The sequence below is a fragment of the Anaplasma ovis str. Haibei genome (assembly GCF_002214625.1).
Lineage (GTDB): Bacteria > Pseudomonadota > Alphaproteobacteria > Rickettsiales > Anaplasmataceae > Anaplasma > Anaplasma ovis.
Genome location: NZ_CP015994.1, coordinates 410,015 through 431,739 on the forward strand (window position 1 = coordinate 410,015; position 21,725 = coordinate 431,739).

A 21,725-nucleotide genomic window follows, 5' to 3' on the forward strand; every position below is an offset into this window, starting at 1 on the left:
CGCAGTTGTTTTGGGCGGCAAAACCACTTAAACTTGGGCTGTACCGCGTAGGTTCTCCATAGTATCCGACTCAGGTAATATATACGTTAACACATGGGTTTTTGTTTTAAAAAATTCATTTTTGAAGGTTCTACCTACGTGACGATGGATAGGTTTATGAACCTTGCTCTATATCACGAAGAGCACGGGTATTATATGACCAAGATGCCCTTCGGTCGAACTGGGGATTTCATAACATCGGCGGAAATCAGCCAACTTTTTGGAGAAGTTGTTGCACTATGGGTTCTATCATACCTAGAAAGTACTGGAATTTCGGAAAAATTTTCTCTTCTAGAACTTGGTCCGGGTAGAGGGACGCTGATGCATGACATTCTAAGGGTGTTTGAACAATTCCCCCGATATAATGCCCTGCTTGAGGTCCATTTACTTGAAATCAGCCCATTATTGCGCAACGCTCAGCGCGCTACACTGGAACGCTTCTCGGCGCGCAAAGAAATCTCTTGGCATTGTAAATTAGAAGAATTGCCGGAAAGGCCCACAGTTGTGGTGGCGAATGAGTTTTTTGATGCGCTGCCAGTAAGGCAGTTTGTACGTGCTAGCAATGGGGCATGGAAGGAGCGTTGTGTATGCAATGATGGGGGAAATTTGAGCGTTGTAGCTGTAGACACAGAATATAACCTTGATGAATATGATGATGTACCCGAAGGAGGAATAATAGAGCGCTGTGAGGCCGCAAGTGACGTTTTGGCGTGTTTGGAAAAAATTATTGTGCGCAATGGAGGGGCAGGTGCCATATTTGATTATGGGTATCTACAACCGCCGTACCACAGCACTATACAATCGGTTAAGAACCACCATTATTGTGATTTTCTCGATAACATAGGGGAGTGTGACATCACCGCACACGTTGATTTTAGCTTGTTGCAGAAGCATGCTCAGCGTCTAAATGGTAAGGTTATGACCCAGAGGGAATTTTTGTATCAGTTTGGAATCCGGGAGAGGCTAGCGTGCCTTGAACGCAATGCTACCGAGGCGCAGAGGCTTGAACTTAAAAGCGGGTTTCTGCGCCTTACAGAAAATATGGGCACGATGTTTAAGGTGTTATTGCTGCACTACGAACACCGTTGAACATTGGTAATGCAGATTCTCCTAAACGAGCCTCAGGTCGGCAAGTTTCTCACACAGTTTTGGATTGGGTATATATCGGTGTGACAACAAATTGTTCTGGCGATATAATCTCGCTCTGCAGGTAGCTTGGAGGCGCGGTGCATCATGGGTGGCAGCCATTCGGAGAGTGATCACGTAACCCTGGTCAGGGAAAAAGTTAGGCTCCTTGATGTTGTGTCCAAGAAGATCAAACTCATAAAAAGAGGCAGCAACCATTACGTGGGCCTATGCCCATTTCACTCGGAGAAGACTCCGTCATTTCACGTAAACTGCAGCAATGACATGTTCTATTGCTTCGGGTGCGGCGTTCATGGGGACGTAGTACAATTCGTCTCTGACATTGACGGGTTAAGTTTTAGAGAGGCCATTGAACATTTGGCGCAAGTATACGGCGTTAGTCTACCTGCTAAAACGGGTAGGGGAGAGGCGGATTTCCTGTATGAGTTAATGGACTACGCGGCCCGCTGGTTTGTTGAGCAACTATCAAGGTCACCCACAGCACTTTTGTATCTGAGGAGTAGGGGTATCGATGAGAAGACCGTAAGAAAGTTCAGATTGGGGTACGTTCCCGTGTCCGGGATCAAGACGTGTTTTGCGTCGTCCCAGATTAGTTTCGAGAAGGTGCGGGATGCGGGCCTGTTGACCAAGAACTTTCAGGACTGTTTATACAACAGATTAGTGTTCCCTATATGCAGCGCCACGGGCAGGGTGATTGCGTTTGGTGGTAGGTCTGTCAGTGATAAGCACTCCCCGAAATACTTAAACTCAGCGGAAAATGCGCTATTTAAAAAGCGGGAAAGCCTATACGGCCTGCACCTCGCGCTAGCCCCCGCAAAGAAACTAGGCAGGATCGTTGCGGTTGAGGGGTATATGGATGTACTTATTCTAAGCCAACTCGGGATAAGCAATGTCGTGGGGTTACTAGGCACCGCTATGACTGAGGCACATCTTAGACACATGTGGGACATTGTGCCTGAGGTGGTGGTTTGGATGGATGGTGATGGTGCGGGGATAAACGCATCTATGAAGATAGCCCACCTTGCCCTTTCTATAATAAAATCTGGCCAGAGCATACGGTTTGTCACCTCTCCACAGGGGAAAGACCCGTACGATGTCTGTGTCAATTTGGGTCCTGATACCGCAAAGGATCTTATTGAGCGCGCAAAACTGCTGTCGGAGTTTGTGTGGGATTATGAACTGGCCCGTGCAAACATTGCATCTTCAAGCAAAGTAGTGCCCGAGCAGTGCATGGCACTCGAGCAGAGGATTCGAGAATACACATCAGAGATTCGGGATGTGCACATAGCAAAGTATTACAAGAGTTTTTTTTACCAGCAAATCAAGGCGTTGCAGCGCGAGCAATACAATGGGAGGGGTACGTCATCACATGGAAGTGCGCGTGCCATAGAGCAGGGGCTCAGGTCCAGCAGACTCGGAGGTGTTTCCCTGCAGGAATGTGCAGGAGCAAATTACCAAATGCGGGTCATATACACCATTGTTGAGTGTCCTAAACTTCTCTACGATGGGGCGGTTTTTGAGCAGTTTGCCAGCCTTGACTTTGCTGATGATATGCGGCCGCTCCAACAGCACATAGTAGACATTAGAGAAGCACACGGTGAGGAGCTCTCTAAAGCAGATTTGATCGGGGAGTTGTATTCTAGAAGGGCGGATTTTGAGCCAACATTGCGTTCGATACAAGAAAAAATGTCGGCCACAGGATGTGCCTTCGGAACAAAGGGCTGCTCCGATGCGGACGTGGAGAAACGCGCTAGAAGAGAGTGGGAGAAGCTTATGCTCTCAAAACAACTTAGCGAAATCCAGGAGCAGATAGTAAAACTGAGGCTAGAAGGCCGATATGACATTGCGCTGAACCTTTCTGAACATGCCAAGGAGGTGGACGATAGGCTCAGAAGCTTGTGGCGGTGCTAGATTTTAATCTTCCGTGTAGCAGTGCATGGTTGCCGCACTAACAACATACACTAGAAAAAGCCGCGTAACTTCCTGGCACGACTGGGATGCCGCAGTTTGCGCAGCGCTTTCGCCTCAATCTGTCTGATGCGCTCCCTGGTAACGTTGAAAAGCTTTCCCACTTCCTCCAGTGTGTGATCCTTCCCCCCTTTGCCGATACCAAACCGCATACGGAGAATTCTCTCTTCCTTGGGAGTTAAGGTTGATAGCACCTTTGTGGTTATCTCGCGCAGATCTGCAAGTACCGCGGCATTTTCCGGCTTCACAGCCCGTTTATCTTCTATGCAATCACCGAATGTGCTACTGTCGTCGTCACCTATGGGGCTTTCAAGGCTTACCGGATCCTTTACAATCTTCATCACTTTGCGGATTTTCTCCACGTTCATGCCGAGCCTAGCAGACAACTCTTCTAGTGTTGGCTCTCGGCCGATCTCGTGCAACATCTGCCTTAATGTGCGATTGATCTTATTTACGGTTTCGATCATGTGTACTGGTATCCTGATGGTGCGGGCCTGGTCAGCTATTGCTCTTGTTATGGCCTGCCTGACCCACCAGGTAGCGTATGTGGAGAACTTATACCCACGCTTGTAGTCAAATTTATCCACGGCCTTCATCAACCCTATGTTGCCCTCTTGTACGAGGTCCAAGAACTGCAGGCCGCGGTTGGAGTATTTTTTAGCAATCGATACGACAAGCCTAAGGTTTGCCTTGATCATCTCCTGTTTCGCCTTGTTGGCAGTTCTCTCATGTTTTTGGATTTTCGCGACTAGGGCCTTAAAGCTACCTGGGCTATCCTCGCCCGACAACAAGCGCACCTTGTTTTGTATTTCCGTGAGGGTTTTCTTCTCTTTTTCCAGCAGGTTTTTCCACTCAGGAGAAGTATCGGCCTGCTCAAAGACTGTATTATTGTTATATGCCTCCAAGAAACTTTTGCGGTCCACCCCATAACTCTCTACAAGCGACATGAGCGCCGCTTCCTCTGCTGCTATGGCCTTACTGAGATTATAGATCTGCTGGGTTACAGACAAAACTGCTGGGTCACTGAGCTTCATCTGAGAGATAAGCTCCCAGATATTTTCATGTAGCGCATTATAGGCCTTCTCATCGCATCTTCCTGAATCCCTTTTCCGCTTTTTCATCTCCAGGATTTTCTCTGCGGATTCTATAGTTGCATCCAAAATGGAAATCACCTTTGGCAAGAGCGCGCTTTCCATCTCTAAAATTGAAGCGTTGCCAGCTGAGGAGTCTTCCCCTTCTCCTTCATCTTCATCATCTACTCCTTCACTGCTCACATCACCATCTCCGGGTTCCGCCATCTCTCGTTCCCCGTATTCTTCTCCTTCCTCAAATTCCTGTTGAGGGGCACCCCCCCTATAATTTGCATCCAGATCTATTAGGTCCCTGAGCATTACCTGCTGATTTACCAGGTCATCCCTCCATGACATAAAAGTGCGCAGTACTAGCGGAGCCTCGATCAGAGACCGCAGCATGTTGATTTTTTCTGACTTAATTCTCTTTGCGATTTCTATTTCTCCCTCTCTGGAGAGCAACTCTACCGAGCTCATTTCGCACAGATACATGCGTATGGGATCATCCGTTTGGCCAAAATCTAAAGACCGCATTCCGGACTCATCCTCTTCGTCCTTTGCTGCATTCTCCTCAGAAACCGCAGCGTCGGCTTCTTCTTCATCACTCTGTTCTAGCACGCCTATTCCAGAATCCTGCAGCAGGGATATGGTTTCTTCGATATTTTCAGAAGAAACGACGTCATCATCTGACAGTGCATCGCTTATGTCGTCAAAGGTAATTACTCCACCTTGCTTAATGCCTTTAGTTATGAGATTTTTGACAAGTTCTTTATCCATTACGAATCCCACAAAGGAAAACCAAATAATCAGCGGGCAATCCGAACGCAAGGGACACCCAAAAGAACCGCTAATCAGCGAAATACGGGCCGCGCCCTACACGCAGGGCACCGGTTGAAACACCAGGCCAAGCACAGCACCATTTCACCTCCGGCGAGAGCACAAAGCACGCAATACTCTTGTAACAACGACACCAGCGGAGGTCCCTCCTACCATATATTTAGCACAGTGTCCAACAATTTGCGACCCCACATCACGCATTTCCACTAGCTCCAAAGAACTCCAACAATTTTTCTCTTATCGCCACCGGGTCACTCATTGTATTAATCTGCGCCCTGAAATATGCAGAGCCTGTGTTGGAAGCGCTGTACCATCCAAGATGTTTCCTGAGAATCTTCACGCCTATGTCCTTCCCGTAGTAATCTACCGCACTGTCGTAATGCTTCAGCACTATTCTAAGTTTTTCACTCGCCGAAGGCTCGGGCAACTCCTCCCTTGTTTTCATAAAGTGTAGTGCTTGTTTTATGAGCCAAGGCTTACCGTATGCCCCTCTCCCAATCATAACCCCGTCTGCACCAGAAAGACTTAACGCATTGGTTATGTCTTGAAGAGTGCGTATATCTCCATTTGCTATCACTGGTATCTTAACACAATCTTTCACGCACTTGATAAACTTCCAGTCTGAAGCTCCGCTGAACATTTGGGTCCTGGTTCTCCCGTGCACTGTAACCATCTTTATACCAACATCTTCAGCTATTTTTGCCAACCTAGGTGCATTCAGATCTGTTGCGCTCCAGCCCATGCGCATTTTGACGGTCACAGGAATGGTCACCGCTTTTACCACGCTCTCCATTATTTTTGCAGCTGTCACCTCGTCCTTCATGAGCGCAGAGCCGGCATGGCCGTCTACTATCTTTTTCACCGGGCAGCCAAAATTGATATCTATTGACCTTGCGCCCATATCTTGATTAATTTTTGCTGCTTCTGCCATAATCTCAGGCACACATCCAGCCAACTGTACGGCAGTATTTGCCCCGACGTCTGATTTTTGCAGACTTTGCCGCGTTTTTATTATCATAGCTCGGCTGGCGATCATTTCAGAGACCAAAAGCCCCGCACCGAGCTCCTTGACGATAGACCGAAAAGGCATATCAGTGATGCCTGACATTGGTGCCAAAATTACTGGGCACTCGGATATGAGTTGTCTCATTGGCAGCTTTATGAATTGTGCGAGCCAGATGGTACCACCATAACTATATGTGTAGCAACACTGAATAAAACATCGTACGATGGGTGCTTAAGATTTTAATATTGACTTGCAGTTGTGGCCGTGCTAGAGGTGGGCACCTCCAGGAGTGCAGGGAGTAATGTCTAAGTACCTAATAAACGCTCCGGCGAAGATAAACCTGTTTCTCCATGTGGTGGGCAAGTCTACATCCGGATATCATGTTTTGGAGTCCGTTTTCGCCTTCATTAAGCTGTACGATACGCTCGAGGTTGAAATTGGGTCAAAGAACAGGGGTGTGGAGTTTGTGCAGTTTTCAGGAATAAGCAAGCACGATAACACCGTGCAAAGGGCTATAGGGCACCTAGTAAGAAGATGTGCTCCAGGTGTTGCCAAGAATGTATACGTTAAAGTTACCAAGAACATCCCCGTGTCTGCCGGGCTGGCTGGTGGCTCCGCCGATGCGGCGGCTATTATACGTCTACTTGGCAAGAGTTGGGGTATTAGTGAAGCCGGTATGCACGGCGTTGCAGCATCTGTGGGGAGTGATGTCCCCGTATGCCTACAATCCAAAACGGCATTTGTTTGCGGGGTGGGAGAGAATGTAAAGCTCTTACCATATGCTAGGTTGCCAAACTACGTTGTGTTGGTGAGGCCGAGTGGTGTATGTCTGAGTACTAGAAACGTGTTCGATGCCTATGCCTGCAAGGAATTTTCGAAGAGTGTAGGTAGCCCACCAGAGACCTCCGATGGCTTGCTGAGCCTGGTTATGCGGTCTCGAAACGATCTGGCTGAAACTGCAATATCACTGGTGCCTGAGGTGAAAAAAATCCTGGCAGAATTGCAGTCTTTAGAAGGGTGTATTCTTTCCAGGATGAGCGGCAGCGGGGCCACATGCTTTGCGCTGTTTGAGGACAGCGAGGCTGCAAACAATGGGGTTGAATACCTGAAAGGCCGGTACCCGGAATGGTGGGTACACGGAACAGAGATTTCCCAATAAGGCTGGTACAGCTGCTGCAAAAAGGCCACTGCTGCATGCCTTACATGGTGCCCTACAGACAACCACGCACCCACCGGCCCCGCGCAACGCTCCGGCTTTGCCACATGCCCGGCCTCCTAACCAAGCTCACGGGCAAAACACTTACTCAATTTTAGACTGCTCACCCATCCATTGGGCGAGAGACGATGCCCAATCTACAAACTTGCGGCTGTGGCCTTCAACGTGCTCAACAACATCTGACGGCGAGAGCTCATGCGCCTGGTGCGCAAGGGATGCTACCCAATCTGCAAACTGCTGACTGCGGGTTTCCGCATGCACAAGAGACTTGGATGACAGGGGCTCATACTCTTGCATAGTGTCAAGCGTTGCTTCTTCTCCCAAAGTTTCCTTATCACCAAAAAGTGCGTCGATAACGGCGTTATAATAATCTTCCAATACGGAAAGGGCACACGCGCCTACTTCATAAATGGCATTTAGTATATAATAACAAGAAGAGTCCTGTGGTGGGGCTTCTTGGGCGTGGACACTACCAGTGTCTTGCAAGCCACCTTCCACATCGATTGGGTTACCTTCCATACCGACTCCAAACTAGAATAGCCTTCAGGATTGTACATCCCGTTTCTTTTGCATGCAAGTATTAGCATCAAGGCTCCTGCGGCTGCAACTTAAGGTAGCTATTAAGTATGCGCGAGTTACATCCGCGTGACGGAGCATTTCACATCACGCACTTCAAAACTCAACTGCTCCCGAGCGTTTTGTGCTACGGCAAGGTGTCCCCGGAAGCTGTGCGGCTTGTTTAATGATGCAGAGTTGCCTAGTGCTTTACACATCGGGAATAAACAGCCATCCGGACCCGATGAGCATGCGCACCGTGTGAGTCTAAGGCTTATCAATAGGTATTTCCGGGGGCATAGCCGTACCAGTGCGCAATGCTACCCACTCCAAAAATGCGAGGCTACATCTTTCGGCGTCTATAGAAAATAATGCAGGTACATCGTAAGGGTGTTGCTCCAAGATCCTATTGATCACTTCTTCTCCGAGGCTCTTTACCGTCTTCATAACCGCTACGCACTCTTCGCTGGTATTCATTTCTTCATCCCACATATACATTGCGGTAACATTGGAGAATATGTTCACACACGCCACCACGCCGTCCTGCAGGAGAGATGAGCCGATTTTGTAAGCTGTGTCATAATCAGGGAATGTGGCATAAACGATAGACAATCCGTCTTCCATGCTGAGCCGATAAAACTAACCAGCAGGATTGTGCACCCTTGGCTCATCTATTGCAAGCAAGAGCTTCATTCACCTTTTGTAGCAGCTGTTTCAGTGTGAACGGCTTTGATAAGAAAAACATTTCATCCAGATTGATGTTTTTGTGCTGATGAAATATTTCCTCTGCGTACCCAGATACGAACATCACCTTGACGTTTGGTTGTATTTTTAATATCTCAGCAACGGTCTCTGGCCCACTGGTGCCTGGCATTACAACATCACTTATTACTATATCTATGTGTGTGCTTTTTGCTGTCTCGATAGCTTCCTTACCTGAATTTGTATCTATAACTCGGAATCCTCTCTTTGACAACGCCTTGGACGTGAACGCCCGCACCGGGTCTTCGTCTTCTATCAAGAGGACAGAGGCTGAGTTGCCACACTCTTGGCCCTCTTCAAGCATAAAGTGGCCCGCCTCTGGAAGCTCGCTAGATAGTAAGTGCTCTTCAACTCTCTGACCTTCAGCCAAATACACACGGGGCAGGAGTATCATGAATTTGGTGCCCTCTCCTACCTTGCTGTGGACATAAACATACCCGCCTGTTTGTTTTACTATTCCATATACTGTAGATAATCCCAACCCGGTCCCGTAGGATTCGCTTTTTGTTGAAAAGAACGGGTCAAAAATCTTTTTGATAATTTGCTTATCCATACCATGGCCCGTATCGATAACCTCGAGCACTACGTACTCTCCATGTTCTACCTGGTCTTTGTCTGGAACGAACATGCCTCTGGGTATTGTGGATGCATCAACTTGCAGATTATAAGTGCGCAAAGTCAACACCCCTCCAGAGTTCATTGCTGACTTTGCATTAACTACCATATTCACTATAACCTGCTCCAGCTGGCACATATCCACCTTCACCAGGCCGATGTTGTTATCATAATATATCTTGAGCTCTATATCCTCGCTGATCAGGCGTTTTATCATTTGTGATAGATCAGCAACTATGTTGTTAATATCGAGTATCTTGGGTTGCAACGTTTGCTTCCTAGAGAAGGCCATAAGCTGCTTAATCAGGTTGGTTGCGCGGTTTGCATTTTGCTTGATTTGCATTATATCCCTAAAAGAAGGGTCGGTTGCAGGATGCTGTATAAGCAATAAGTCGCAAAATCCTATGATAGCCGTTAAAATGTTATTGAAATCGTGTGCAATGCCTCCCGCCAATTGGCCAATCGCTTGCAATTTCTGCGATTGTTCCAGCTGTGTTTCCAAACTCTTTCTATCTGCACTATCAGTGATGTAACACACGACCGATATTTCGTTGTTGTGCACCAGTTTGTTCATATATATTTTTACGTAGGTCTTGTTGCACAACTGCCCCTCGATAGACATATTATTAATTGCACTACCCTGCAGGTATTTTTTTATCTTTTTGCTATGTACGGGTGTAACATGCTCAAATATGTACCCTTGGTTCTGCCCATCTGTTAGCGCTTCGAAGGCTTTGTTGTATTTTATAATCTTACCGTCCAAATCACACTGGGCCATAGCAATTGGGGCGTGAATGAAACACGGATTTAACTGATAGTCCGTAAGGCTAAACTTTTTCGGAGTAAGCAACCCACACGTGTAACTATTATTACTTTTGTCGTAGAATACTTCCTGGGTTACATGAGCCCTGAACATGGTGCCGGTAGATGTGATAAACACCGCTTCATCTTCCGCAGCATCAGACTGATTTTTGCTGAGAAAATCAGAGAACAGCGTATTGCGTTTTATAGCTTCTAACTCGAAAATCCTCAAAAAATTCTCGTTTGCGGAGATGATCACTCCATCCTGATTGAGTAGGTACGACCCCACTTTGTGTCTGTGCAATAGCCTCTCGTGCACCTCCTCTTTGGTGATCTTCATTGCCTTTAGGACAAAATAATCCTGCGGCCTCGAGAGCGGGTTCAAGAGCAACCTGAACGTTGCCTCTTGCTCAACATCCACCTGCGGATTGTCTGCGATTGGATCAAGAATTAGAGAAAAATTAGAGACAGAATTTTTCTTGCCGACAGAAAAATAAGTGCGTACTGGCGATTTGTCCTTTAACGCACCGAGAAATCTCGCTATTTCATCCTCGCTCAGGTTACCTAATTTCAATATGCTAAAGAGGTTGAGTGGGCGCCGCCCCAGATTTTTGAATCTTGCATTGAATCTTGCATCTGAGTAAACCACATTTCCGTTGCTTTTTAGTATGAGACAAAACTCGGTGTCATGGTTTAGTGCGTTTGCAAAAATCATGTTTTGATATTCTATAGTGGCGATTATCTTTGGGTATCGATTAAGCTTCTGCAAGATAACCAGCACAGTTGCGCTTGTGAACAAGCAGTTGAATACCATGCTCACGTACCCATTCTCGATGCCGAATAGGTATATGCTAAAAACACACAGCAGAGGCAAGATTACAACCGTTGCGGCCTTGATCTTCGAGATTCCATAATCTCGTTCTACGAAATCAACTTTGTTATTTTGCTCGTTGTCGGTGTATCTCTTTTTCACCTAGAACCCCTACCATGCGCTACGCCGAGGTGAAGATGGTAACGTGTGCGTACATACCGCAATTCAAACCTCCCGGGCCCATACAATAATACGTACCCGCAACAAAGGCAAACTGGATTTCACACCAACTAGAGATTGTTTCACGCACATGGCATTAATAGACCAGATTTATGATCTTGCTACCCAAGCCAATGTACTGCAACTTTTTAGCAGAAATTGTAGTGTGGTACCAAAGCTGTATATACATGCCATATGGCCTTCCCTGGCGTGCATTGCTTACATTCGCTGCGCCTGTGCTGGGCCGTTCAAGACTGACTTGCCAGCGCAAAACCAAGGTGAAGCGCGGGTTTAGTGCCTATACGCGCAATTATACGAGACACTGTTCATCTCAGTTTTAGTGCAACTAACATTCCCTCCTCAGTCGGAATTACGGAGGCGAGATAGTCCCGCTTATTAGATAATCGCTCGTTGAAGTGCCGCATGCTGATATGCGCGCTTGAAGAAACTCCTCCTGACGGCGCGTCATCAAACACTGTGCCGAAGAGAAATACGTTATCGGCAACCAAAAGCCCACCCTTTTTTATGTTTGTCTCGGCCCAATCAAGATAGTCACAGTAGCCAGACTTGTTTGCATCTATGAACATCATGTCAAACGGGGCTGCACTTTCCAAGTCAGTGAGTGTATGTAGCGCGTCTCCGCAAATTACAGTTATCTTGTCTGCCATTCCGCATTTCTCAATGTTTTGCTTCGCGGTGAGTGCAAGCTGGCTATCCTTCTCTATGGTGTATACACGCCCCTCTGGAGGCAGGGCCCTAGCCATACAGAGGGCCGAAAAACCCACACATGTTCCAACCTCCACTACAGATTTAGTACCGGTGGCTTGGATTAGGAATTGCAATAGCTGGCCCTCGGCGACACCCAGCTGTGCCAAACACAACCCATCGGGTGCCGATGCATGGACCGACAGCGCGTCACTATCATCAACCCCAAAAAGCCTACCCATATAGTCTAGCTGTTTGCTAAGCGAAACGCTGCGCATTCGTGCCTCATTACGAAAACTGAGGTCGAGCCTACTGGGTTTTTCGAAAAAATACAACGTTGGAGTGCCAGGTTCATGGAGCAATATGGTGATAAAATTGTCACTACTACAAAAAAATGTGGTATGTGTCCATATTCATATGTTTGTCAAAGCCTATTTTGTGTTACCATGGCGCGTGTGGTTTATGCTGGCGATGAGTTTTAGAATAGGGGTGTTGTCGTAATGAGTGTTTGTGCGCATTGTACAGCTGTAAGATGTCTGAGGGTGTGTGATGTCTAGGGCCGATGCTGGTAGCGATGGGATGTCAGCCTTTGACGATCCTGCGTATAGGGAAAGGTACAGGGAAAAGTTTATCGAGGCCCAGAAGAGGGGCATGGATATGGTTGTGTATCCGGACGGGGCTATAGTGCTCATAGAGAACAAGATGGTGATGTACACCTACGGCTGGCACAAGAGGCGTAGGGATTTTGAGCGTGTCAAGGCCGGGTCTATGTCTGCCGCGGTGTCTAGGAGGAGGAGTAGTGTCGCCGGGGACGTTCCTAATGAGGCCAGCAGCACAGTGCAGTCTGACGAAGACGAGTACGCTTAGCCTTCCCAGTATGGGCCTTGGTTGTGGGCTCTCTGGGTGCCTGCCGTCGGGGGTTCCGTTGCCCCGGCGCCTAGGGGCTGTGTAGGGTGTTGCGGGTTGTCAACACTGTGTTGCTGGGGGGTGTTGGCGTGCTAGCCCTGTTCAGTTCCGGCTCTTCTGTAATTTGAGTAGGGGTTGTGTACGCGCGCGTTCTGCTGTATAGCTCTCCTGCTCCTTCATGAGTTGTGTGATGTCTTTGATACTTTCGGTGGCGCAATTCAGGGTTTTTGAGCAAGGTTCTGATGTGCCCGTTGAGGAGCTGATTCTCAGGGCCGGGGCTGCCGTGGTTGAGGAGATGGTTAGGTATTTTTCCAAAAGACCGGTTCTAGTTTTGTGTGGGCCGGGCAATAACGGCAAAGATGGAGCGGTGGTTGCGGAATTGCTTGAAAAAAGTGGATGGCCCGTTAGAGTACTCAGCTACCGTGGGGGCGTTAAAGGCAAGAATGTGCCTGCCCTGGCTCCAGAGAGCTTCTCCATACACGAAGATGTAGTTGTGGATGCTATTTTTGGTATAGGGCTTTCTCGCCCTATGGATGAGGGTTTGCAAAAAATTGCGTCAAAAATAAATTCAAGTGGTAAATACGTCGTGGCTGTGGATATGCCGAGCGGTATCAATAGCGATACGGGGGAAGTCATGGGGGCCGCGATTAGATCTGATCTTACAGTTACGTTTTCTTGCCTGAAGTTTGGGCATGTGATTTCCCCGGGCCGATACCACTCGGGTGAGGTACGCATTAAGGACATAGGGTTGGCGGTGAATGGGACTCAGGCCTTTCGCAATACTCCAGATTTGTGGAGGGCGCTAATTCCCAAGCCAGATTATAGATCGCACAAGTACAATAGAGGATATGCAGCTGTATGCTCTGTAGGAGTGCGGTCTGTTGGGGCGGTAAAGCTGGCAGCTCTGGCGGCTTTGAGGATAGGATCCGGCGCGGTTGCTGTTGCCTGTGCAGATGAGGAGATTTGTCTATACGCGCATGCTCTGACCGCAGTGATGTATAAGCCATATGAGGAGGTGCTTAGTGACTCTAGAGTCACAACGTTATTGATCGGGCCGGGTGGTGACCTTCTCGACGATGCGCTCAAGTATAAGGTACTTGTTGCGCTTAACTCTGGCAAAAAGTGCGTACTAGATGCTGGGGGCATATCTGTCTTTCAAAGTGACCCTGACATGCTACTATCGCGCGTTGCTGGGGGGAATATTGTGATGACCCCTCACGAAGGGGAGTTTAAGCGAGTATTTCCGGATTTGAAAGGAAATGTTGTTGAGAGGGCTAGGGCCGCTGCGCGAATATCTGGGGCAATAATCGTACTCAAGGGGCATGATACCGTGATTGCTCAGCCAGACGGAAGCGTGGTTGTGAACAACAACGCACCCAGCTCTTTGGCTACCATTGGGAGTGGTGACGTGCTTGCGGGGATTATTACTGGACTTATTGCTGCGGGGATGCCAGAATTTGCTGCCGCGTGTTGTGGTGTGTGGATACACGGTGAATGCGGGAAGCGGTACGGAATTGGGCTTATCGCTGATGACATAATACAGCAGATTCCCAGGGAACTTACTCTTCTGGTTGGTGGAGCGGCTTAGGTTTTCGTACGGGCTGGTGGTTGATACCCCACCTGTAGTCTACGTGTCAAAAATCCTTTCCAAGGACTTTATTTTATAATATTAGGTTGCTAGCTTCTGCGAGGGGCGGTTTTCTCATGTAGGTTTAGTGATGGGCGTGGTTATTGTAGAATCTCCTTCTAAGGCGAAAACTATTTCCAAGTATTTAGGGGGAAAGTACAAGGTAGTAGCTTCTTTTGGCCACGTGAGGGACTTCCCAGCGAAGAGTGGTTCTGTGGATCCCGATGATGACTTTCGTATGATTTACGAAATTATTCCCAAGTCGGAGAAGTATGTTGATAAAATTGTCAAAACCGTAAGTTCGGAAAAGAGCGGCATATATTTGGCGACGGACCCTGATCGTGAAGGTGAGGCTATAGCTTGGCACATAGTTGAGGTATTACGCGAACGCAGCGCGATTGGAGAAGACGTTGCGGTTAATAGAATGGTCTTTAATGAAGTGACCAAAAGGGCAGTTAATGCGGCAATAAATGATTGCCGAAGCATCAACATGGATTTAGTTCACGCGCAACAGGCTCGTAGAGTTTTGGACTATCTGGTGGGCTTTACTCTTTCCCCTTTGCTGTGGAGGAAACTTCCCGGTAGTAAATCGGCCGGGAGGGTTCAGTCGGTGGCGCTGAGGCTGGTTTGCGAACGGGAGCACGAGATAGAGCAGTTTGATTCAAGAGAGTATTGGGATATTGCAGTGCTGCTGAAGAATAAGAGCGGCGAGGAACTTACTGCAACTTTGAAGCACTACAATGGGGAAAAGCTGGGTAAGTTTGCCATCCCTGACGCTGACAGCGCTAATGCTATAGCTGAGCATGTGCGGAAGGGGTCGTATCATGTTGCCTCTGTGGAGGCAAAACAGACCAAGCGCAATCCTTATCCTCCGTTTATTACATCTAGCTTGCAGCAGGAAGCTTCCACTAAGCTCGGCTTCTCGGCAAAAAACACCATGATGGTTGCCCAGAAGCTGTATGAGGGTGTGGATATTGGCGGAGAAACTGTCGGGCTAATAACATACATGCGTACCGATGGATTTTATATTTCCACTGAAGCGATATCTTACATTCGTGACACAATTAAGATGCAGTTTGGCGATAAGTATCTGACCAAATCCCCGCGAAAGTATGTGAAGAAGGTAAAAAATGCCCAGGAAGCCCACGAAGCCATACGCCCCACTGACATCACGATGACTCCTGACAGTCTAGCGAAATACCTTAGTGATGACCAACTGAAGCTGTATGACCTGATATGGAGAAGGACCATGGCTAGCCAGATGGAGTCTGCGGTGATTGACCAGGTTGTTGTAGATATCCAGTCAAGGGATGGCACTGTGGTTCTGCATGCTGTCGGTTCCAGCCTAGGTTTTGATGGGTACCAGAAGGTATATGGCACCGACGATGATGACAAACGTAATATGTTGCCGCAACTTGAGGTAGGGGAGGATTGTAATCTTGTAGAAGTTTCTCCGAACCAACATTTTACCCAGCCTCCTCCCAGGTATAGTGAGGCAAGTTTGGTAAAGAAGATGGAGGAAATTGGGATAGGCAGGCCGTCTACGTATGCAGCGATCATTTCTGTCTTGCAGGAGAGGGGGTATACGCAGTTAGAACAAAAGAAATTTGTTCCTAGCGAGAGGGGGAGAATAGTCAACGCGTTTCTGACCAATTTTTTCAGTCGCTATGTAGAGTATGACTTTACCGCCAATCTTGAGGAAGAACTGGACCTCATCTCAAACGGTAACATGGCCTGGAAGGAGGTGTTGCGGCGATTCTGGCACAAGTTTATTTCTGATGTCAGTACGGTGAAAGGTATTGAGGTCAGCGAGATATTGAAGTCTATTACCAAAGATCTGGAAGGGTACGCATTTTCATCCAGTTCTGGTGAGGTAGTGGATAGATCTTGCCCGGGTTGTGGGAAGGGTGAGCTCATGTTAAACATCGGTAAGTATAAGGCGTTTTTAGGCTGTAATAGATATCCTGAATGCAAATATACCAGGGGGATAGGCGATGAATCTGGTGTCTGCAGAGATGAATTTCCTAAAGTTTTAGGTCTGGATGATGCAACCCAGGAGGAAATTGTTCTCAAGAATGGCCCATATGGCGAATATTTGCAACTTGGGAATAATGCAAAAGGAAAGCGTGTTGCCATTCCACGGGGTATCAAAGAAATTACTTTAGATGTGGCAAAAAAACTCCTGTCTTTACCCATAATTTTGGGTAATTATCCCGATACTGTGCAGGACATAAAGCTTGGAACCGGGAGGTTTGGTCCGTACGTCCTATATGGGGGAACGTATTTTTCCGTAAAGGGCAGAGAGGACTTTTGGAATTTGACTCTTGAAGAGGCGGTGAGTGTTATAGACAGCCAGGCGCAGAAGAAATCTAGGCTTCTGGGGCTGCACGACAACGGTAAGGAAATATACGTATGCAAAGGGAGGTACGGTTTCTACCTGAAATGTGGCGACAGAAACGTTGCTATCAAGGGGAAAGGTGGTGACATCACACTGGAAGATGCCGTGTCTCTGCTGAATCAGAAAGCATAACAGCGTTGTCTCTGTGTGAGAGATGCGGCGGGGGTGGTGTGGCTGGCCCCGCGCGGTTGCCCTGCGGGCCCAAGTTTTTCCTTGGGCTGGGCAGCTTGGAAGATGGGGAAGGCGGCTTCAAGAAGTCCTCTGCTTGATGAACCATGTGCGGCGTTCAGCCACCTATCCGCCCTGGGGTGTTGGCCAGAAGCCAACACGGGCTTAGTGTTTGAGGAATTTGTCTATAAAGATTATGTTATCTCGTACCGTGTGCGCCGTATCTGTTGGTGAACACTCGGCAATGTCGTCATTATCAGAATCAGCATCCATTCCGAACTCTAGGTCGCCATACTGCTCTAAGTCTAGGGAGAAATTGGCTAACATGTCGACATATTTTACCACAGCCTTAAAAGGCACCGTTATGCACTCTTCCTTGCCCTTGAAACTCAAGATGACTCTGAAATAACTATCGCTTACGTATAACTCACGGAATTGATATTGAAGAACGACCGTCATATTTTCTGGATACTGTGCTCTCAGATAGTCGGGTAGCACAACCCCGCTGTACCCAGTGAGGAATGAAATGGTGATGTGCACCTCTCCAGTAGAAGGTAGTTTGGACACAAAGTCCAGTGCCTCCCTTACTACGCTGCACATCGCAGCGTAAACCAGTCTCCGATAATCTACTAGATCACTCATTGAAACCTCGCACCAGAAAGCACCCGCACAGCCAGCTGAACAAAGCGCTGCCTGCCGAGCAGCAGGATACCACAATCGTGCCAGAAAACAAGACGGAGATTAGCTAGGGTGTAGCATGCAAACACATCTCCGCTTAAGAGTTGTTGCACATGCGCATTGCGGGGACTTTTCTGTTGCCCGGTAAGCCCCCAAAACCGCGCTAAAGACAAAACTAGGCAGCAGCTACGAAAGCTGTTTCCACGTTATCATTAGCGGCAACGAAATCATCGTTTGCACTTATAAAAATGACCCACTTATACGGCTGGAATTCCCACCGAGCAAAAGCTGTCTCCTTTATTGCGTCTGTCTATCCTGTTTCATCCCCATACAAAGCAACAGTGGAGATGCCGAGCACTGCCCTCGGGTCCAAAACGCCTATTCCAAGAAGCCTTTATTGCCATAGTGAAACCACGGGCAGATTGTATTACCAATAGGCGTGGAAGTCAAGCACATGCTGCGAAATGCAAGAGGGGATGCTACCAGAAATCGCACGTAAACGTTGTGCCCAAGCTCCCCGGGTTGGATTCGAACCAACGGCACACTGGTTAACAGCCAGCTGCTCTGCCACTGAGCTACCAGGGAACAACATGAAGCGGGACCATAATACATTTTGTCCCCTCTGGTGTGCAACAAAAACTTGTGCCATATAGCCCGCGCATCCTCTATTACTCAAAATTTGTGAGCAATTACCAGGGGTCACCGCGCGCTGCTGTCTGTGACTACTGTGAAGTGCGGAGCAGCACTCTGCCCAGTAGTAGGTACTAAATAGCAAAGCTTACTGCTGTGAGCTGAACTTGAGACCATCACATTAGTAAACCCGGTACTCACTTGGCAACGCTGAACGCCTTTATCCACAAGATTGTGACCATTATAGAGTGGATGGGCAGGCATTGGCTCTGCAATATGTTGGAAATTTGCAGTGATACGAGATTGTAGGCCTCCAGAGCCGGTCTGCGTTCCTAAACTGCCGACCGATGCCCATTACCGCTTCTGTGGGCTAGATAGTGTTGCAGCATCCTCTCTCGGGGTTGGTCACGTTTCCGGATTGCGCCGCTCAGCCAATCTTTTGATCTTTACACATGCAAGACAACAAAAGCTATGGCATACTCGCCGTCATCGCTCAGTGAAAGCTCTATGTTGTGTCCGACATCGCCGCTTACGGCAATTCTTGGCTTTCCTAAAGCATCATTGAATACGGATACGCCTCGCATTTCTATTCCACGTCCGAATCCAAGCCCAACTGCCTTGACATATGCCTCCTTCGCCGCAAATCTTTTGGCAAAGTGCCTTGCCACCGCATGTGCATTTTTGTATTGCAGGGAATCACGTATCTCAATTTCGGAGAATGCCCTGGTAGTGAATCTGTTGCCAAATCTCTCCAGTAATTGCTGCATCCTTCTTACGGATACCAGATCTACCCCTATGCCTACTATCACGCCTGCATCCTTGCAATCAGGGCATCGACGGCACACTTTTCCGTTGTTCCGTTGGCGCGGTTTTTTAATTCCACCACTTTGTCCTTTACAAAAGAATTGCCAATAATAACCTGCCAAGGCATCCCCAATAGGTCCATCCTTGCGAGCTTCACTCCGGGGCTGTCTGTGCTATCATCGTACAACGAGCTATCAGCAAGGGCGGCATATATGGTCTCCGCGGTTGTTTTGCAATCCTCATTTGTGGTCAGCAAGTTCACTATTCCCACTTTGAAAGGGGCTATAGATTCTGGCCATCTTATGCCTACATCATCATGGAATACTTCAATAATCGCTGCCACGAGCCTGGAGATTCCTATTCCATAGCATCCCATCAGAGCGTGAGCGCTATTTCCGTTTTTGTCGTGAAATTTCACGTTCATAGGGGCAGAATACCTATCTCCAAGGTAAAAAACGTGGGCGACCTCTATGCCTTTAGAAACTTGCAGATCGTTCGGGTCCACCCCACAATTTTGCGGATCGTGCGCATCTTCTGTTGCGGCATACACGCTTGCAATCTCCTCGGTAGTGCAGTAATCATTTTTGGAGAGGTCCAAGGCTCTTTTATCATGATACACAGTACTCTCGCCGGTAGGTACGAGCACGTGAAATTCGTGGCTAATGCTGCCCCCAATGGCCCCGCTATCAGCCTTTGCTGCGATGGGTACTAGTCCAAGGCGCCTGAAAATCCTAAAATATGCCGAGAACACGTTTTCGTATGACCTCATTACACCTTCAAAATCAACGTCAAAGCTGTAGGCGTCTTTCATTAGGAATTCCCTTCCGCGCATAATGCCATGTCGGGGACGCAACTCGTCACGAAATTTCCACTGTATTTGGTATAGATTAATTGGCAGATCGCGATAACTTTTCAGCGATGAACGCACTACGTCGGAGATGGCTTCCTCGTGCGTGGGGCCAAACACCATCTCTCTACCGCTGCGATCTTGCATGCGAAGCATCTCTGGCCCGTAAGAATCGTAACGCAGCGACTCACGCCACAGATCTGCGGGCTGCACAGACGGCATGAGGATTTCCAAAAAGCCGCTTGAATCCATTTCCTCCCGTACAATGCGCTCTATCGTCCTTAAGACCTTGAGCCCAAGAGGCAGCCACGTATATAGGCCTGAGGCGTTCTGCCTAACTAAACCGGCTCGTAGTGAGTATTTGTGGGAGGCAACTACGACATCGGAAGACACGTCCTTCATAGTAGGCACGTAGCACTCAGAGAGGCGCATATAATTAATACCAGCTAACTTACCCCCAGTACAATATACAAATGCTACAGTCAAGAAAATTGAGGCTGGTAGTCAGCTGCTAACACCCTCCATGAGCGTTATTTATGGTAGCAACATACAGTTTGTGGTTAACGCTCCGCGATTTGTAGCGGGCTTGTCACGCACGCAAACTGCGCTAGTTACCTTCAATGCGCGTACACAAGCCCCGCAACGGCTTACGCACACCCATGCATGCCGTGCCGCAGCGCGGGTGCTTCGTCATCTCCTAGTTGTGCAAAAAGTCTTCCATTATCAGCAATGCAGCCATAGCAGACCTGTATCTTTCGTAGTCATAAGTGCGGACTTCGGAGCCCTCCTCTATACCGTTGCCATGGGGGGCCGGTGAAGCTAAATTGTTGTCGAGAGCATATATCGCAAGCGCCTCGGGATGATCTTGAAATAGTATGTTGCCATGCATATCCTCCAAGGCTTCTATAATACCATCGTCAGAATACCCAACTATCCTATAGCCCAGGGATTCTAGCTTCTGAATGTTTTTCTGGTCATTACTTACTACCCCACCATGCAAGTCTGGGAAAAACAGATAGGGCCAGCCGTCTCCGTCCAGGGGTGCGTACTTGGAGACTATGCTCGCCAACTTGCTACCGGGTGCCACCCGCAACTTATGTAGGACAGCGCCGCTACTATGTGGGCCATCCCCAGATATGGCATGAGACGCTGCCTGGTTTTTGTGTATCAGGTGCCACACCCTTACAACCTTGATACCCATCGCATGTACGATGCCCTGCAAGCCCCCGCACACAGCCATGAGCCTAATGTTTGAATTTTCACGCACTATCTCAGCAATTGCGGCGGTGACTAGCTGCCGATTAGGGGTAGGGGGGTAAGGTTCCGCGTCCAGGTTGTAGAAGTTGCCAGGTATAAACACTCGCGAAATCCCCTCCTTTTTCAGAAAATCTGCGACCTCACGCTTTATCTTGCCTGCCTCTAGCTCACGAACCTTCGACATATCTCCTGCGGCTTCCTTGAGGGATGCTTCTCTGATGCGTGCAAAGTCCACGATCGTGTTATAATCCACGCGCACAACGCGTGCCCCCATTTTTGTGAACATTTCAGCGATGTTGTGAGAGAAAGTGAGTTCTTCTGGGTAAGTTTCCTTTTCGGTTTGCAAGAACCCTACTGCTACTTTGCCTTCACTTCCCGATGTGGCGGCAGGAAGCGGTGAAATTGGCAGCGTTGCGGCGCAGCACAGCAACGCACAGAACACAATCCTAACAAGCATCGAAACAGTATAACAACGGCTGGGCATTCTCTCTCCCAATAGTACTCCAATGCAACAAAAGCACTAAGGCAGAGAACGGAGAACAGGCGGAGTGTGGCCTGGGCTGGAATTGAACCAGCGCGCAAGGATTTTCAGTCCTCCGCTCTACCACTGAGCTACCAAGCCAGACAATGCTGCAAGCAACGCATTGTGGACAGTACGTA

At 48.3% G+C, this 21,725-nt stretch carries 16 protein-coding genes, 2 tRNA genes and 1 other RNA gene; 6 read left to right on the forward strand and 13 right to left on the reverse strand.

The window, feature by feature from the left end; all coding sequences use genetic code 11:
• Window positions 1-93: 93 nt before the first annotated feature.
• Together AOV_RS01665 and dnaG are read left to right on the forward strand one after the other, a co-directional pair.
• A complete protein-coding gene (locus AOV_RS01665; protein WP_075138877.1) occupies window positions 94-1,128 on the forward strand; it encodes a class I SAM-dependent methyltransferase in 1,035 nt (344 codons plus the stop codon).
• 144 nt (window positions 1,129-1,272) lie between these two features.
• Entirely contained in the window at window positions 1,273-3,096 is a 1,824-nt protein-coding gene (gene dnaG, locus AOV_RS01670; RefSeq protein ID WP_075138878.1) for a DNA primase, read from the forward strand.
• 50 nt (window positions 3,097-3,146) lie between these two features.
• On the opposite strand, the gene rpoD is transcribed toward dnaG, so the two are convergent.
• Both rpoD and dusB read right to left on the reverse strand, forming a co-directional pair.
• Window positions 3,147-5,000 (reverse strand): RNA polymerase sigma factor RpoD, encoded by a 1,854-nt coding sequence (gene rpoD / locus AOV_RS01675; protein ID WP_075138879.1) that lies wholly within the window; start codon window positions 4,998-5,000, stop codon window positions 3,147-3,149.
• A gap of 253 nt (window positions 5,001-5,253) precedes the next feature.
• Entirely contained in the window at window positions 5,254-6,210 is a 957-nt protein-coding gene (dusB, locus tag AOV_RS01680) for a tRNA dihydrouridine synthase DusB (RefSeq protein ID WP_199463079.1), read from the reverse strand.
• Between the two features lie 145 nt (window positions 6,211-6,355).
• On the opposite strand from dusB, the gene AOV_RS01685 reads away from it, so the two are divergent.
• Window positions 6,356-7,225 carry a 4-(cytidine 5'-diphospho)-2-C-methyl-D-erythritol kinase gene (locus tag AOV_RS01685; protein ID WP_199463081.1) on the forward strand — a complete coding sequence of 290 codons (870 nt, stop codon included), beginning with the start codon at window positions 6,356-6,358 and terminating at the stop codon, window positions 7,223-7,225.
• A gap of 141 nt (window positions 7,226-7,366) precedes the next feature.
• Here AOV_RS01685 and AOV_RS01690 read toward each other — a convergent pair whose 3' ends face one another.
• The 4 genes from AOV_RS01690 to AOV_RS01710 all read right to left on the reverse strand — a co-directional run bounded on the left by AOV_RS01690 (window position 7,367) and on the right by AOV_RS01710 (window position 12,112).
• Window positions 7,367-7,801: a hypothetical protein gene (locus AOV_RS01690; RefSeq protein ID WP_075138882.1), complete on the reverse strand. Its 435-nt coding sequence runs from the start codon at window positions 7,799-7,801 to the stop codon at window positions 7,367-7,369.
• A gap of 303 nt (window positions 7,802-8,104) precedes the next feature.
• Window positions 8,105-8,461, reverse strand: coding sequence for a divalent-cation tolerance protein CutA (cutA, locus tag AOV_RS01695; RefSeq protein ID WP_075138883.1), 357 nt, complete (start codon window positions 8,459-8,461; stop codon window positions 8,105-8,107).
• 43 nt (window positions 8,462-8,504) lie between these two features.
• Window positions 8,505-10,988, reverse strand: a complete 2,484-nt coding sequence (locus AOV_RS01700; protein WP_075138884.1) for a response regulator — start codon at window positions 10,986-10,988, stop codon at window positions 8,505-8,507.
• A gap of 383 nt (window positions 10,989-11,371) precedes the next feature.
• On the reverse strand, window positions 11,372-12,112 hold the full coding sequence (locus AOV_RS01710) for an O-methyltransferase (protein WP_233497206.1): 741 nt from the start codon (window positions 12,110-12,112) through the stop codon (window positions 11,372-11,374).
• A gap of 187 nt (window positions 12,113-12,299) precedes the next feature.
• Between AOV_RS01710 and AOV_RS01715 the strand changes: the two genes are divergently transcribed.
• The 3 genes from AOV_RS01715 (at window position 12,300) to topA (ending at window position 16,813) form a co-directional block, all read left to right on the forward strand.
• On the forward strand, window positions 12,300-12,617 hold the full coding sequence (locus tag AOV_RS01715; protein WP_075138887.1) for a DUF2671 domain-containing protein: 318 nt from the start codon (window positions 12,300-12,302) through the stop codon (window positions 12,615-12,617).
• Between the two features lie 229 nt (window positions 12,618-12,846).
• Complete coding sequence (locus tag AOV_RS01720; RefSeq protein ID WP_075138888.1) at window positions 12,847-14,244, forward strand: bifunctional ADP-dependent NAD(P)H-hydrate dehydratase/NAD(P)H-hydrate epimerase; 1,398 nt, start codon at window positions 12,847-12,849, stop codon at window positions 14,242-14,244.
• Window positions 14,245-14,374: 130 nt separating this feature from the next.
• A complete protein-coding gene (gene topA / locus AOV_RS01725) occupies window positions 14,375-16,813 on the forward strand; it encodes a type I DNA topoisomerase (RefSeq protein WP_075138889.1) in 2,439 nt (812 codons plus the stop codon).
• 201 nt (window positions 16,814-17,014) lie between these two features.
• Here topA and AOV_RS01730 read toward each other — a convergent pair whose 3' ends face one another.
• The 7 genes from AOV_RS01730 to AOV_RS01760 form a co-directional block, all read right to left on the reverse strand.
• Complete coding sequence (locus tag AOV_RS01730) at window positions 17,015-17,491, reverse strand: ClpXP protease specificity-enhancing factor SspB (RefSeq protein WP_075138890.1); 477 nt, start codon at window positions 17,489-17,491, stop codon at window positions 17,015-17,017.
• A 159-nt stretch (window positions 17,492-17,650) separates the two neighbouring features.
• Window positions 17,651-17,981: a transfer-messenger RNA gene (gene ssrA / locus AOV_RS01735) on the reverse strand.
• Between the two features lie 59 nt (window positions 17,982-18,040).
• Window positions 18,041-18,112 (reverse strand) — tRNA-Asn (locus AOV_RS01740).
• A gap of 491 nt (window positions 18,113-18,603) precedes the next feature.
• Entirely contained in the window at window positions 18,604-18,966 is a 363-nt protein-coding gene (locus AOV_RS01745; protein ID WP_075138891.1) for a holo-[acyl-carrier-protein] synthase, read from the reverse strand.
• Window positions 18,963-20,240, reverse strand: a complete 1,278-nt coding sequence (gene proS / locus AOV_RS01750) for a proline--tRNA ligase (RefSeq protein ID WP_075139463.1) — start codon at window positions 20,238-20,240, stop codon at window positions 18,963-18,965. The genes AOV_RS01745 and proS overlap by 4 nt, the downstream gene beginning before the upstream one ends.
• 265 nt (window positions 20,241-20,505) lie before the next feature.
• Window positions 20,506-21,522 carry a gamma-glutamyl-gamma-aminobutyrate hydrolase family protein gene (locus AOV_RS01755; protein WP_075138892.1) on the reverse strand — a complete coding sequence of 339 codons (1,017 nt, stop codon included), beginning with the start codon at window positions 21,520-21,522 and terminating at the stop codon, window positions 20,506-20,508.
• 94 nt (window positions 21,523-21,616) lie between these two features.
• Window positions 21,617-21,687, reverse strand: a tRNA-Phe gene (locus tag AOV_RS01760).
• Between the last annotated feature and the right edge of the window lie 38 nt (window positions 21,688-21,725).

Excerpts from the sequence above, each read along its gene's own strand:
- AOV_RS01665 (WP_075138877.1), top strand. The coding sequence starts at position 94 with ATGGGTTTTTGTTTTAAAAAATTCATTTTTGAAGGTTCTACCTACGTG.
- dnaG (WP_075138878.1), top strand. The coding sequence starts at position 1,273 with ATGGGTGGCAGCCATTCGGAGAGTGATCACGTAACCCTGGTCAGGGAA.
- rpoD (WP_075138879.1), bottom strand. The coding sequence starts at position 5,000 with ATGGATAAAGAACTTGTCAAAAATCTCATAACTAAAGGCATTAAGCAA.
- dusB (WP_199463079.1), bottom strand. The coding sequence starts at position 6,210 with ATGAGACAACTCATATCCGAGTGCCCAGTAATTTTGGCACCAATGTCA.
- AOV_RS01690 (WP_075138882.1), bottom strand. The coding sequence starts at position 7,801 with ATGGAAGGTAACCCAATCGATGTGGAAGGTGGCTTGCAAGACACTGGT.
- cutA (WP_075138883.1), bottom strand. The coding sequence starts at position 8,461 with ATGGAAGACGGATTGTCTATCGTTTATGCCACATTCCCTGATTATGAC.
- AOV_RS01715 (WP_075138887.1), top strand. The coding sequence starts at position 12,300 with ATGTCTAGGGCCGATGCTGGTAGCGATGGGATGTCAGCCTTTGACGAT.
- AOV_RS01720 (WP_075138888.1), top strand. The coding sequence starts at position 12,847 with ATGTCTTTGATACTTTCGGTGGCGCAATTCAGGGTTTTTGAGCAAGGT.
- topA (WP_075138889.1), top strand. The coding sequence starts at position 14,375 with ATGGGCGTGGTTATTGTAGAATCTCCTTCTAAGGCGAAAACTATTTCC.
- AOV_RS01730 (WP_075138890.1), bottom strand. The coding sequence starts at position 17,491 with ATGAGTGATCTAGTAGATTATCGGAGACTGGTTTACGCTGCGATGTGC.
- proS (WP_075139463.1), bottom strand. The coding sequence starts at position 20,240 with ATGCGCCTCTCTGAGTGCTACGTGCCTACTATGAAGGACGTGTCTTCC.
- AOV_RS01755 (WP_075138892.1), bottom strand. The coding sequence starts at position 21,522 with ATGCTTGTTAGGATTGTGTTCTGTGCGTTGCTGTGCTGCGCCGCAACG.